The sequence below is a fragment of the Aurantibacter aestuarii genome (assembly GCF_003008425.1).
GTDB lineage: Bacteria > Bacteroidota > Bacteroidia > Flavobacteriales > Flavobacteriaceae > Aurantibacter > Aurantibacter aestuarii.
Map to the genome: position 1 here is coordinate 573593 of NZ_PXOQ01000007.1, position 13405 is coordinate 586997.

Consider the following 13405-nt stretch of genomic DNA (forward strand, 5'->3'; position numbering starts at 1 on the left):
TAACCTTCACATGTGTAAGGCATTAAGCATAGAATAATGATTAAAAACATCATAAAAGGTATTCAAGGCTATTTCCATAGTTTTAGTTTAATGAATAAACTAAAGCTATGGAAATACTTTTTTATACCTATCGTTATAAGTGCATTAACTGCAATCAGTATTGGGTTAATTGCTTATGGCTTTTCAGATAACATAGGTGCATTTATTGCAAGAATATGGATTTGGGAATTTGGTAAAGACACCTTCACCTCATTTTCAACTATTTTAGGAGTTATTTTTGTGTTAGCAATTGGCTTGGTGCTCTACAAGCATATTATCATGGCATTTTCTGCACCATTTATGAGTCCCGTTTCAGAGAAAATTGAAGCTTATTTAACTGGAAATGTTCATCACGAACATCGTAAAACAAACTTCACAGAACAACTGGTTAGAGGTATTCGTATGAATGTGCGAAACTTGTTAAAAGAACTACTAATTACAATACCGCTTTTACTCTTAAAATTTATTCCTGGAGTTAACGTGTTTTCAACGATAGCATTATTCCTTACACAATCTTATTATGCAGGTTTTGGAAATATAGATTATACCTTAGAGCGTCATTATAACTACCGCGACAGTATAAAATTTGTTTCAAATCATAAAGGTTTAGCCATAGGAAATGGCATTATATTTATGTTGTTTTTATTAATTCCTGTATTTGGGGTTATTCTGGTTTTACCATTTAGCGTAACTGCAGCTTCTATAAAAACAGTTGAATTATTAAATAAAAAAAGCGCTTTAGCTCATAAATAACTACATTTTAAGGTAGTTATAAGATGAATTGAAAGCCACAAATAAAAAATAAAATGAAAGACCAGTTTTTTAAATACATTCATGAACTACAAGACCGAATTACCTCTAAATTAGAGGCTATCGATGGAAAAGCTAAGTTTAAAGAAGATCTTTGGGACAGACCTGAAGGTGGCGGCGGCAGAACACGTGTGATAGAAAACGGAAATGTTTTTGAAAAAGGTGGTGTTAATATATCTGGGGTTCATGGTAAATTACCAGACAGCATGCAAAAGTACTTTGGAGTTGAGGATGCCGATTTTTTTGCGTGTGGTTTAAGTTTGGTGTTACATCCAAAAAACCCAATGGTGCCTACGGTTCATGCTAATTGGCGCTATTTTGAAATGTACGATAAAGACGGAAATATTGTAGACCAATGGTTTGGTGGCGGACAAGATTTAACACCTTATTATTTATTTGAAGAAGATGCCAAACATTTTCATCAAGTTTGTAAAACAGCTTGCGATAAACATAATCCAGAGTTTTACCCAAAATATAAAGCGCGTTGCGACGAATATTTTTATAACACACATCGTGAAGAAGGTCGTGGTATAGGTGGATTATTTTACGATTATTGTAAAAAAACCGACGATATGTCTATGGAAGATTGGTATAATTTTGAAACTGAAGTTGGTAATAGCTTTATTGAAGCCTATGTGCCTATTGTAGAAAAAAGAAAAGATTTAGAATACACCAAAGCACAACGGGACTGGCAGGAAATTCGTCGTGGTCGTTATGTAGAATTTAATTTAGTACACGATAAAGGCACATTATTCGGTTTAAAAACCAATGGACGTATTGAAAGTATATTAATGAGTTTGCCACCACACGTTCAATGGGTTTACGATCATCATCCAGAACCAGCTTCAGCAGAAGCGAAACTTATTGAAGTTTTAAAAAATCCTGTAGATTGGATTAATAAAATTTAAAGTGAAAAGCTAATAGGTCGTTTGTATAAGGCACAAAAAAACACCTTGGGGTTGAAAAATTATTAGCCAAGGTGTTTAAAAGTATAAATTGAAATATGAGTTATTGACTTACTTTTTTCATGTAGTTGTAGGTCCCTCCATTTTTTAGTTTAGAAACATATATGTTATTATATTTTTTCAAAGTTAATAATTCTTCTAAACGTTGGCCTTCAGGTTTACTAATTTTGTTAATACTATCATTTCTAAATCGTGTACTATCAGATTTTAATATAATGTTTTTATTATTAATAGACCATTTACCATTAGCATATATACCGCAAGTCTTAAAAAAAAAAGTAGAGTCTTTTTTTAAAATTAATTCGTTATTAAATATATATTGCTGAGTTTTAAACTTTTTCTTTAATTGCTTATTGGGAATAATAGATTTATATGTGCCAATATACTCATCTTCAGATTTGCATGAAATAAATATTAAAAAAAAGGTTAAATAAATATATTTCATTATTCCATTGAATTTAATATCTCTCCTTTAGTTTTATTAGAATAGATATTTAAGTCATTTTCCAAATCGTCTAAAATATAATTAAAATCTGGATTATTAGACATTAATCTTAAATCATCTAAAATAGCTATAATATCTGTTTTTAATTGTTGAGTTAATATTATAGTATTATTATCGGTGTTGTCCTCTAATAGTCTATTAACGCTTGTATTTAAACTTGGTAAAGTGCTAATCATTTTTAAAAAAGTAGAAGTATTATAATCGCTAACCATTTTAAAGTCTGAAATAGCATAATAATAATTAGTGTGTTTTGTTCCTATATTATAATTTAATAAAAAATTGTCTCTTAAATTTCTATGTAAATCTAAATCAAAAAGCTCATTTGCTAAATCGTTAGCAATTATATTTTGATCAACAACAGCAACCCTATTTTGATCATCTTCACAAGTACCATCATCAGAACCACCATTAGAACCACCATCTCCACCACTAGCTCCAATATCACAATAATAACCACCATCACAAACTCCATCACCTTGTTCTGAACAACTATTGTCACATTCTCCAGCACCACTTGCAGGATATCTAGATGTAGAGTTTCTTAAATTATCTTTATTACTTGGGAATTGATATATAACTCTAAACATATTAAAAGCATTTCTTTGGTTGCCATATCTAGCTTCTCTGCCTTCATCGTTTAAATTAGATATACTCTTAACTCCTATGTGTTTATTGTTTTTAAATTCTTTATTAAAATATTTCCAATACAAGAAATTAACATTTTCTAAATTCCTAACATCTTCCCTTAAAGCTCTTTTTAAAATAAATGTTTCGTTTTCTTTTTTATAAAAACCATGTGTCATTTCGTTATTATCGTCAATTGTATAAATTGAATAACCAATAACATTTTTAAGATCAAGTTTTTCTTCTAAATTATTTTTATAATATAATTTAATATCAACAACTTTATTTTTTAATCCTATTATAGGAAGCTCTTTTGTTAAGAAATCTTGAGAATAAGTAAATTCCCTTTGACTAAAACTAGTAAAATAATACTTAACATTGGTGTTATTATATTCTTTTAAGTTTATATCTAAAGCTAATGTTTCATTCTTTACATTTTCAATATCTTTTGAAGTTAACTGATTGATGTCAGTTTTCTCATTTTTAGAACAGCTTGAAATAAATAAAATCAAAGCTAATTTAAATAGTTTTTTCATGTTAGTTAGTTTTATAGTAAAAAAAATTTAAGTAAACTAAAAAAAAAAAAAATGACGTATGCAAGTTTATTTATCTTTGCAAAAATACTTTTAATCAAATTTTGTAAAAAAAATTGATAACACTGAAGACTGCAAACTGAAGACTAATAAGATGTATCCACTAAGACGAAATAGAAGATTAAGAACCAGCGAAGCTATAAGAAGCCTAGTAAGAGAAACCATCATTTCTCCAAACGACTTTTTAGTGCCGCTATTTGTGGTAGAAGGTAAAGGAGTAAAAGAAGAAATTGCGTCTATGCCAAATTACTACCGCTACAGTTTAGATCTGTTAGAAAAGGAAGTAAAAGAGCTTTGGAGCATGGGTTTAAAAAGTGTATTGCTTTTTGTAAAAGTACCGGATGCTTTAAAAGACAATGCAGGAAAAGAAGCATTAAACCCAGAAGGATTAATGCAACGCGCCATAAAAACTGTAAAAAATGCATGTCCAGATATGTTGGTTATGACCGATGTAGCATTAGACCCATATTCGCAATACGGACACGACGGAATTATAGAAAATGGAGTAGTTTCTAACGATAAAACCAATCAGTTTTTAGCAGAAATGAGCCTATCTCACGTCAAAGCTGGCGCCAATTTTGTAGCACCAAGCGACATGATGGACGGACGCATTTTAAGTATTCGTGAAGCTTTAGAGACAGAAGGATTTACAGACACAGGAATTATGAGCTATTCCGCTAAATATGCATCGTCATTTTACGGCCCATTTCGTGATGCTTTGGACTCTGCACCTGTTGATATGATGGATATTCCAAAAGATAAAAAAACCTATCAAATGGATTATGCGAATCGGTTTGAAGCCATTAAGGAAACCGAAATGGATATAGATGAAGGTGCGGATATTGTAATGGTAAAACCAGGGTTATGTTATCTGGACATTGTACGCGAGATAAAAAATGCGGTAGACGTTCCTGTTGCAGTGTATCAAGTATCTGGCGAATATGCTATGCTAAAAGCAGCTGCCGAAAAAGGTTGGTTAAATCACGATGCTGTTATGATGGAGCAGGTCACTGCCATAAAAAGAGCAGGAGCAGATGTTATTGCAAGCTATTTTGCTAAAGATGTGGTGAAACTATTAAGCTAAAATTAAAAGGCTTTTAAATTAACTTTAACACCAAACCCATTTCATTTTTATACATTAGTAAAAAAAACTAAACCATCAAATGACAGCACTTTTACTTTGGGCAACCTTATCCATCTTCTTTTCATTTTTATGCTCTATACTGGAAGCCGTACTTTTAAGTGTAACACCAACATTTATAAACGTAAAAAAACAAGAAGGTAAAAGCTATGCACTAAACCTAGAAGCTTTAAAACAAGATGTCGACAAACCACTTATTGCCATACTTACTTTAAACACCATTGCCCATACTGTTGGAGCCATGATGGTTGGTATACAGGCAGAAGAGTTGCCTTATAAATTTGAGCTTTTTGGTATTAATACCGTAGGTATAGTTTCGGCAGTAATGACCTTCTTAATTTTAATTGCATCAGAAATTATCCCAAAAACTATTGGGGCGAAATACTGGAAAAGTCTAGCTAATTTTACCTCGGGAGCCTTAAATATTTTAATATTTCCTTTAAAATGGACCGGAATTTTATGGTTACTTCAATTAACCACAAAACTTATTGGTGGTAAAGGACACGGAAGCATTTTAAGTCGTGAAGGATTTTTGGTAATGACGGATATGGCTAAAGATGAAGGTGTTTTTCAGGAAAATGAAAGTAAGATTATTAGAAACCTGTTAACGTTTAAAGAGGTCTTTGCTAAAGATATCATGACGCCCAGAATTGTTTTAAAATCTGAAGACGAGCAAACCACAGTCGAAGACTTTTTTAATAGAAACATGAATGTACGTTTTTCAAGAATTCCTGTGTACAGCAAAAAAGCCGATAATATTAGTGGTTTAGTTCTTAAAGATGAGGTTTTTAAGGAAATGGCATTAGGAAATGGCACCAAATTACTTTCAGAATTAAAAAGACAAATTATTATTGTAGACCGAAACATTCCAATTCCGGTGTTGTTTGATAAATTGGTAGAAAGTCGAAACCATATGGCATTAGTGGTAGACGAGTATGGTAGCGTGAGTGGTATTGTAACTATGGAAGACGTTATAGAAACCCTACTTGGTTTGGAAATTATGGATGAGAGCGATAGTATTGATGACTTACAACGTCTAGCACGAAAAAGCTGGGAAAATAGAGCCAGAAAATTAGGACTTCACAACCCAGAAAATCCATCGTCTTAGTGGAAGAATGCATCATCAACACGCCTTTAGGCTTCACTAAAATTACTGGTGATGACGACGGAATCTCTAACGTAACCGTATTAAATTCCGAAGAAAACATAACCGAGATTATTCCTGAAGTTCTCGAAGATGCAGTATATCAGCTCAACGAGTATTTTAATGGCGAGCGCGAGCAATTTAACTTAAAATTAAACCCAGAAGGCACCGACTTTCAACAAACAGTTTGGAAAGCTTTACAACAAATTCCTTACGGGAAAACCTGCTCATATTTAGAACTTTCTAAAACTTTAGGTGATGTTAAAGCCATTAGAGCGGTAGCAAATGCAAATGGAAAAAACCCATTATGGATTATTATTCCATGTCATCGCGTTATTGGTTCCGATGGTAGTTTAACAGGTTATGCAGGAGGCATTCATCGTAAAAAATGGCTTTTAGATCACGAAAACCCTTACAAACAACTCTCTTTTTTTTAAATTTTAACGTTACCACAAGGGTCGCGTTTTCCATTCTATCTTTTTCTCGTGCTGAATTTATTTCAGCATCTCAAAAAAGGATGCCTTTTCAACCGCTAACGCAAGACACACCTGTAAGTTTTTATTATAAAAATTTATGTCTGGTCGAGCGTAGTCGAAATCTAATTTTTCAGTTTTAATTCATATCTTTAAATATTACTAATTCACTTCTATGAAATTTTTAAAAAATCTATTTAAAGGCATATTAATCATCTTCGTTTTACTAATTGCCACACTTTATATTACAGATACAGATTATCTTATTAAAGCAGTGAGGACTATTTATCTAAATGGCTATACTACTGCTTATTTAGAGGACTATAAAAAGTTTGATAATCAACAAGTAAATAACGGACAAGCACAACCGTGGTCTAATCATAAAAATTATAATACCGTAAAACCCACAGAACGTCTAGCAAAAGCTAATAAAGATTGGGGTACTATAGCCTATGTAATTATTAAAAATGATAGCATTTGGTTTGAGGAGTATTACGACGGGTTTGGACCAAATTCTAAAAGTAATTCCTTTAGTATGGCAAAAAGTTATGTATCAGGATTATTGGGAATGGCCATTCAACAAGGACATATAAAAAGCTTAGAGCAACCTGTTTGTGACTTTTTACCAGCATTTTGTGACGATAAAGCTAAAAAAATGACGGTTGGCGATTTATCTACCATGAGCTCAGGAACCAATTGGGACGAGAAATATTATTCGCCATTATCCATTACCACACGTGCTTATTTTGACGACGATTTAGCCAAAGTTATGAATGGTTTAAAAGTAGTCGATGAGCCTGGACAAGCTTTTAAATATGCAAGTGGAGATACGCAAATGTTAGCTATGGTCATAGAAAAAGCAACCGGTAAAAAACTATACAAGTATTTAGAAGAAAGTTTCTGGAAACCTCTAGGTAGCGAAAACGCAACACTTTGGCAAGTAGATAGCGAATCTCACGACTTGGTAAAAGCGTATTGCTGCATTGCCAGTAACGCCAAAGATTTTGCACGTTTTGGAAAACTTTACAAAGACCACGGAAAATGGAATGGGAAACAACTATTAGATTCTGCATTTGTAGCAAAATCTTTAGTGCCAAAATTTCCAGAAAGCCCGCAATATGGTTATGGCTGGTGGCTACAGAAAAAAGGAGATAAAAACTTTTTTATGATGCGTGGACACTTAGGTCAATACGTTATTGTTGAACCTACAGATAATATTATAATTGTTCGTTTGGGACACCAGAAATCGCCAGACCAAGGTGTTGGTGTATTTACAGATGATATTGATTTATATATAGATGAAGCTTATAACATGTTAGAAAAAGAATAAATGGGACTATTCAACAAATTATTAGGAAACGCAAGTGAGGTTTCGGTAGAAAAACTAAACGACAAATACGGTCGTCTTTTAACCGATAGTGAAGACATTGAGTTAGGTTTTAAATTGATGCGAGACGTCTTTATGTTTACAAACAAGCGTCTTATTTTAATCGATGTGCAAGGTTTAACAGGTAGTAAAATAGAGTATAAATCTATGCCTTATAAAAGTATTTCTAGGTTTTCCTTAGAAACTGCAGGCACTTTTGATTTGGATGCGGAACTTAAAATCTGGATTTCTAGTGAAAATATTCCTTCAGTAAGTAAAAAATTTAATAAAAGTATAGATGTGTACGAAGTACATAAATATCTGTCCAGTAAAGTCATTTAAAAATGATTTCAAAACTTAATCTCGAACATATTTTATTTCTGGATATTGAAACAGTTCCGGAAACCGAACATTTTAATGAGCTTTCTGATACAAAAAAAGAGCTTTGGGAATTAAAAACACGTTACCAGCGTAAAGAAGAGTTTAATGCTGAAGAATTTTACGATCGTGCTGGAATTTGGGCAGAGTTTGGAAAAATTGTTTGTATTTCGGTAGGTTTTTTTAAAAATCAAGGCGATGTGCGACAATTTAGAACGACGTCTTTTTATGGTGATGAGATAACTATTTTAAAAGACTTTAAAAATCTTTTAGAAACCCATTATTACGACAATCGTTATTTGCTTTGTGCACATAATGGTAAGGAATTTGATTTTCCCTATATCGCCAGACGTATGATAATTCATAACATATCTTTGCCTTCTAAACTCAATTTGTTTGGAAAGAAACCTTGGGAAGTCCCACACTTAGACACTTTAGAATTATGGAAGTTTGGAGATTATAAAACCTACACTTCTTTAAAGCTCTTAACCAATGTTTTAGGCATTCCTTCGCCTAAAGACGATATAGATGGTAGTGAAGTAAGAGATGTGTTTTACAATGAAAAAGATATCGATAGAATTATTACCTATTGCGAGAAAGATACTATTGCAGTAGCTCAAATTTTTCTACGTTTACGTGGGGATGCTATTTTAGAAGAGGACGAAATCATACACGTATAATATAATAACTTTTAGATAAAAAAAGACCGCTTAAATAGCGGTCTTTTAGTTTTCAATTATTTACTAATGATTATTCTTTCAAGAATTTTTTGGTTATTAAACCATCTGCAGTATCAAATTGTATTAAATACATGCCAGCTTCTATATTAGAAACATTTAAACTTTGGTTAGAAGTTGTTCCTCTAGCCACTTGTTGTCCTAACATATTTACAACTTTAAATGGCACATTTTCAATATTAGATTTAATGTACAAAGTATTTCCTTTTACAGGATTAGGATATATGTTAAATTCAATAGCTTCTAAAGTAGCTACTTCAGTTCTACTATTATCCACTCGCGGAGTTCCACAAGTTCCTAAATTTATCCATCCTGTAGAAGTTCTTTCATATAAACTTCCTTGGTATGTTACACGATCTCCTACGCTATAACTAGTACTACTATTATATGGACTAACACCAGCACATTTGTCGGCAGGAGCATTCGTAAGTGCAATAGCATCTACCGCCATATCACCTTGCCAAGTCGTTCCTGTGGTACCATCAAAACGTAATTTAATAGTACTGCTTGAATAGGCAGATAAATCCACATCGGCATCTAACCAAGCATTACCTTGATTTCCAGTTCTGGTCCAAATAGTTGTCCAAGAAGATCCATTATTGGTTGAAACGGCTAATTTTAAATTACCCATGTTACTTGCACCATACATATGGTACTTGAAAGTAAAACGACCTTGAGATACTCCAGAAAGATTATAACATGGAGATTCTATTATAGCACGACTCACGTTATTGTTTGGAGCAGAAGACTCCATATAGATATATTGTGAACCTTGAGAAGCACTTGTTGGTCCTGTATTACTAGATGCAGTAGATCCACTTTGTCTTGTCCAGTTAAAATCATCGTTTGTAGCTTGTGTCCAAGCTCCAAAACCACTTTCAAATCCTTCATTGTAAGGGAAGCTTGATACTGTATTGCTACAAGACGAACCTCCAGTTCCACTACTTGTAATGTTAACTGTATAGTCTTCAACTTCACCATAATCAAACGTTTCACAAGATGTTGGTACACCATTATATTTCATAGAAACTCTTAATCTCGTAGTTCCATTAAGGGCAGTAGTTGGTATAGAAACCGTTCCAGTTACTGGACTTGTTTGAGATGCAGCTCTAGAAAATATTTGTTCTCCAGCATCATTAAAATCTCCGTCTTGATTAAAATCAATCCAAGCAGCATAACCTTCGCTGTAAGTTGTTCCTGTCCAAGTAGGTGTTACGCTTAAAGTATAGCTAGACCCTTTAGTTAAAGATGTTGAAATCGAAGTAAAATTAGAATAGCTTTGAGCACCAGAATTATTGTTAATACTTCCTAGCTTAACATTGCTAATATATTCATCTGCAACACTATTTCCTTGAGAAGCGCAATATTGATTCCCTGTTTGACAAGGTGTACATGAGCCACCACAATCTACTCCAGTTTCATTTCCATTTTGAACACCATCATTACAAGTAGGCTGAACAACAGCTCCACATTTATCAGATAAGGCTAAAGAACGTCTTGGTCCACCAGCAGCTAAAACAGCTCTCATTCGGTTTTTTTGACCTTGTGTAAATAAATTCATACACGAATCATTCGTGTAATCCATATAGTTTTGTGGCATATCTGTAGAAGAACATGACACTTGGCCAACTGGGCATCCTCTATTTGAAGTTTGGTGTGTAGGTGTATCACTTACAAAATCGTTTCCACAATTAGCATCTCCCCAGATGTGACGTAAATTTAAATAGTGTCCAATTTCATGTGTGGTAGTTCTTCCACCATCATACGGAGCAGTTACAGCACCTGTACGACCAAATGCATTATAAATCATAACAAGACCATCGGTAGCTGCAGAACCTCCAGGAAATTGAGCATAACCTAATAAATTTATAGTTTGTCCTCCAGAAACAGTAGTCATTTTAGGAACAACCCACATGTTTAAATATTCTGCAGTATTCCATGGGTCAATTCCACCTGAAGATGAGCGTTTTGCGTCATCGTTTGCGCCCCAATCCTGTCTTGTGGTTTGTTTACGGGTAATCCCAGTAGTCGCATTTCCATTTGGGTCTACAGTAGATAAACAAAATTCGATTTCTGTATCTGCTGCTTGTGACCATATGTTATTGGCGTCTGGATTTGTTCGTCTAAAATCTTCATTTAAAACATCTAGTTGAGATTGAATTTGAGCAACACTGATGTTTTCTGTACTATTTCTATATAATACATGTACTACAACCGGGATTGTAATAACATTACCGACAATCTTTTGCTGGTTTTGTTCAAAGTCTGAAACTTTAGACTTAGTAAATTTTTCAATGTCCTGCATTCTTTTCTCAAGCTGCGGATCTTTTTGTTTACGTAATTCCAGATTCTCCATAGTTCCGCAGGTCTTATCCTGTGCGAAAGAATGCAGGCTAAATAGTAAACAAATAATTAAAAGCGTAAAGATTTTTTTCATAATTATCGGTTTAATTTTTAATTGATTCATTTTAAAACTATGAATTATTCTTTTATGTAGCTAAAAAATTGAATAATATTTATATAAATCACTCAAACTTTAACATTTAAGCAAAAGTCATTCGGTTTAATCGATGATTTAAAAGAATCCATTTTAATTGATTAAATTCGTAGATATGAGTCTATTAAGCGTTGAAAACCTGAAAATTTCTTTTGGTAAGAAAGAAGTGATTAAAACAATTTCATTTGAAATATTTGAAAATGAGATATTAGGCATTGTTGGAGAGTCAGGGTCTGGTAAATCTGTAACCTCGCTAGCTCTAATGGGACTTCTGCCTAAAAATTTAGCAAAAATTACCTCTGGTAACATTATATACAAATCTAATGACATTACTAATCTTAGAGATAAAGCATTCCAAAAGATTAGAGGAAAGCAAATTGCTATGATTTTTCAGGAACCTATGAGTTCTTTAAATCCTAGTATGCGATGTGGTAAGCAAGTAGAAGAGATCTTAAAGCAGCATTCTAATTTGAACGACTCAGAGCTTAAAGCTGAGGTTTTACAATTATTTGAACAAGTTAAACTACCAAATCCAGAACGCGTTTATAAAGCTTACCCGCACGAAATTTCTGGTGGACAAAAGCAAAGAGTTATGATTGCTATGGCAATTTCCTGTAAACCAGATCTTTTAATAGCCGATGAACCTACAACTGCGCTTGATGTTACTGTGCAAAAGGAAATTATTATACTTCTTAAAGAGTTACAGAAGCAAACAAAAATGAGTGTGTTATTTATAACACACGATTTAGCTTTAATTTCTAAAATAGCCGATAGGGTTTTAGTGATGTATAAAGGCGAAATTGTAGAACAGAATACTACAGAACAAATTTTTAATTCTCCAAAAAACGAGTACACTAAGGCACTAATAGCCTCAAGACCAAGTCTGGACGTTAGATTAAAACGCTTGCCAACCGTAAGCTCTATTTTAAAAAAGGAAGAATTTGCTAACGAATATACCGCAGAAGATAGGCTACAACACCATAAACAGATATATAGTCAAATACCTCTTTTGCAGGTTATTGATGTAGATAAAGAATATATTTCTACTACAGGTTTTTTTGGTAAAAAAGAGCGTTTTAAAGCGGTTAACCATGTGAGTTTTAATGTTTATGAAGGTGAGACTTTAGGATTGGTAGGAGAATCGGGTTGTGGCAAAAGTACTTTGGGAAATGCCATTTTAAACTTAGAAAAAGCTACTGCAGGTAAAATTCTATATAGAGGTATAGATATCACAAAAATCTCTAAGGCTGAAATGGTAACGTTTAGAAAAGAAATTCAAATTATATTTCAGGATCCGTATTCGTCTTTAAATCCACGTCGCTCTGTTGGAGAAACCATAATGGAACCAATGCTGGTTCATAAATTATATGCCAGCAAAGCCGAATGTAAAGCAAAAACGCTAGAATTATTAACGCAGGTAGGTTTGGATGAAACAGCTTTTAACAGATATCCACATGAATTTTCTGGAGGACAGAGACAACGTGTTGGGATTGCCAGAACCATTGCCTTGAAACCAAAGCTAATTGTGTGTGACGAGTCGGTTTCTGCTTTAGATATCTCGGTACAAGCACAGGTTTTAAATCTTCTAAATGAATTAAAAGAAAATTTTGGATTTACTTATATATTTATTTCTCACGACTTAGCCGTAGTTAAATATATGAGTGACCAATTATTAGTAATGAATAAAGGTAAAATTGAAGAAATTGGAGATGCCGACCAAATTTATAGTAATCCTAAAAAACCTTATACTAAAACATTAATTGAAGCGATACCAAAAGGAATTTAAAGTTTTGCTAACTAGAAATTCATTTTTATAAAATAACATTTTTACTTATAAAAAGTTAAAAACTTGTTTGCCGCTCAAATAAACTGTAGTTTTCTTATCAATATAACTATAAACTAATCCATTTATTTAATGAAAAATTCTGTAAAACTATTAATTCTAACTTTATTTAGTGCTTTACTTTTTTTAGGCTGCACAGATAAAAAAAAGGAAGAAGAACAAATACAACAACAAGTTGAAAGAATAGAAGCTATTGAAGATAAAATTCAAGATACTGAAACTGAATTAGAAAATATTAAGGAAGAAGCAGAGAGCGCCTTAAAAGAATTAGACTCACTATAAAATTAGAA

Annotated in this window: 13 protein-coding genes; 10 read left to right on the top strand and 3 right to left on the bottom strand. The window is 32.8% G+C overall.

The features are described from left to right. The first annotated feature begins 36 nt into the window (after nt 1–36). Nucleotides 37–792: an EI24 domain-containing protein gene (locus C7H52_RS03830; RefSeq protein ID WP_106462563.1), complete on the top strand. Its 756-nt coding sequence runs from the start codon at nt 37–39 to the stop codon at nt 790–792. Between the two features lie 53 nt (nt 793–845). Next, nucleotides 846–1757 (top strand): oxygen-dependent coproporphyrinogen oxidase, encoded by a 912-nt coding sequence (gene hemF / locus C7H52_RS03835; protein ID WP_106462564.1) that lies wholly within the window; start codon nt 846–848, stop codon nt 1755–1757. Between the two features lie 100 nt (nt 1758–1857). On the opposite strand, the gene C7H52_RS03840 is transcribed toward hemF, so the two are convergent. Continuing rightward, nucleotides 1858–2259, bottom strand: a complete 402-nt coding sequence (locus tag C7H52_RS03840; protein ID WP_106462565.1) for a hypothetical protein — start codon at nt 2257–2259, stop codon at nt 1858–1860. Continuing rightward, entirely contained in the window at nt 2259–3479 is a 1221-nt protein-coding gene (locus C7H52_RS03845) for a hypothetical protein (RefSeq protein WP_106462566.1), read from the bottom strand. The genes C7H52_RS03840 and C7H52_RS03845 overlap by 1 nt, the downstream gene beginning before the upstream one ends. Before the next feature lie 151 nt (nt 3480–3630). On the opposite strand from C7H52_RS03845, the gene hemB reads away from it, so the two are divergent. From hemB to C7H52_RS03875, 6 genes are all read left to right on the top strand, one after another. Next, nucleotides 3631–4620: a porphobilinogen synthase gene (gene hemB, locus C7H52_RS03850; protein ID WP_106462567.1), complete on the top strand. Its 990-nt coding sequence runs from the start codon at nt 3631–3633 to the stop codon at nt 4618–4620. Between the two features lie 79 nt (nt 4621–4699). Beyond that, entirely contained in the window at nt 4700–5785 is a 1086-nt protein-coding gene (locus C7H52_RS03855; RefSeq protein ID WP_106462568.1) for a CNNM domain-containing protein, read from the top strand. Next, nucleotides 5785–6258 (top strand): methylated-DNA--[protein]-cysteine S-methyltransferase, encoded by a 474-nt coding sequence (locus C7H52_RS03860; RefSeq protein ID WP_106462569.1) that lies wholly within the window; start codon nt 5785–5787, stop codon nt 6256–6258. The genes C7H52_RS03855 and C7H52_RS03860 overlap by 1 nt, the downstream gene beginning before the upstream one ends. Before the next feature lie 211 nt (nt 6259–6469). Further along, nucleotides 6470–7624 (top strand): serine hydrolase domain-containing protein, encoded by a 1155-nt coding sequence (locus C7H52_RS03865; RefSeq protein ID WP_106462570.1) that lies wholly within the window; start codon nt 6470–6472, stop codon nt 7622–7624. Continuing rightward, nucleotides 7625–8002, top strand: a complete 378-nt coding sequence (locus C7H52_RS03870; protein WP_106462571.1) for a PH domain-containing protein — start codon at nt 7625–7627, stop codon at nt 8000–8002. Between the two features lie 2 nt (nt 8003–8004). Continuing rightward, a complete protein-coding gene (locus tag C7H52_RS03875; protein WP_106462572.1) occupies nt 8005–8718 on the top strand; it encodes a 3'-5' exonuclease in 714 nt (237 codons plus the stop codon). A 70-nt stretch (nt 8719–8788) separates the two neighbouring features. Here C7H52_RS03875 and C7H52_RS03880 read toward each other — a convergent pair whose 3' ends face one another. After that, nucleotides 8789–11212: a GEVED domain-containing protein gene (locus C7H52_RS03880; RefSeq protein ID WP_146130003.1), complete on the bottom strand. Its 2424-nt coding sequence runs from the start codon at nt 11210–11212 to the stop codon at nt 8789–8791. Between the two features lie 175 nt (nt 11213–11387). Here C7H52_RS03880 and C7H52_RS03885 point away from each other — a divergent pair, with 175 nt between their 5' ends. Together C7H52_RS03885 and C7H52_RS03890 are read left to right on the top strand one after the other, a co-directional pair. Then, nucleotides 11388–13058 carry an ABC transporter ATP-binding protein gene (locus C7H52_RS03885; protein ID WP_106462574.1) on the top strand — a complete coding sequence of 557 codons (1671 nt, stop codon included), beginning with the start codon at nt 11388–11390 and terminating at the stop codon, nt 13056–13058. Between the two features lie 129 nt (nt 13059–13187). Further along, entirely contained in the window at nt 13188–13397 is a 210-nt protein-coding gene (locus C7H52_RS03890; protein WP_106462575.1) for a hypothetical protein, read from the top strand. The last annotated feature ends 8 nt before the right edge of the window (nt 13398–13405 follow it).

Excerpts from the sequence above, each read along its gene's own strand:
- C7H52_RS03840 (WP_106462565.1), bottom strand. The coding sequence starts at position 2,259 with ATGAAATATATTTATTTAACCTTTTTTTTAATATTTATTTCATGCAAA.
- C7H52_RS03880 (WP_146130003.1), bottom strand. The coding sequence starts at position 11,212 with ATGAAAAAAATCTTTACGCTTTTAATTATTTGTTTACTATTTAGCCTG.
- C7H52_RS03870 (WP_106462571.1), top strand. The coding sequence starts at position 7,625 with ATGGGACTATTCAACAAATTATTAGGAAACGCAAGTGAGGTTTCGGTA.
- hemB (WP_106462567.1), top strand. The coding sequence starts at position 3,631 with ATGTATCCACTAAGACGAAATAGAAGATTAAGAACCAGCGAAGCTATA.
- C7H52_RS03885 (WP_106462574.1), top strand. The coding sequence starts at position 11,388 with ATGAGTCTATTAAGCGTTGAAAACCTGAAAATTTCTTTTGGTAAGAAA.
- hemF (WP_106462564.1), top strand. The coding sequence starts at position 846 with ATGAAAGACCAGTTTTTTAAATACATTCATGAACTACAAGACCGAATT.
- C7H52_RS03890 (WP_106462575.1), top strand. The coding sequence starts at position 13,188 with ATGAAAAATTCTGTAAAACTATTAATTCTAACTTTATTTAGTGCTTTA.
- C7H52_RS03875 (WP_106462572.1), top strand. The coding sequence starts at position 8,005 with ATGATTTCAAAACTTAATCTCGAACATATTTTATTTCTGGATATTGAA.
- C7H52_RS03830 (WP_106462563.1), top strand. The coding sequence starts at position 37 with ATGATTAAAAACATCATAAAAGGTATTCAAGGCTATTTCCATAGTTTT.
- C7H52_RS03865 (WP_106462570.1), top strand. The coding sequence starts at position 6,470 with ATGAAATTTTTAAAAAATCTATTTAAAGGCATATTAATCATCTTCGTT.
- C7H52_RS03845 (WP_106462566.1), bottom strand. The coding sequence starts at position 3,479 with ATGAAAAAACTATTTAAATTAGCTTTGATTTTATTTATTTCAAGCTGT.
- C7H52_RS03855 (WP_106462568.1), top strand. The coding sequence starts at position 4,700 with ATGACAGCACTTTTACTTTGGGCAACCTTATCCATCTTCTTTTCATTT.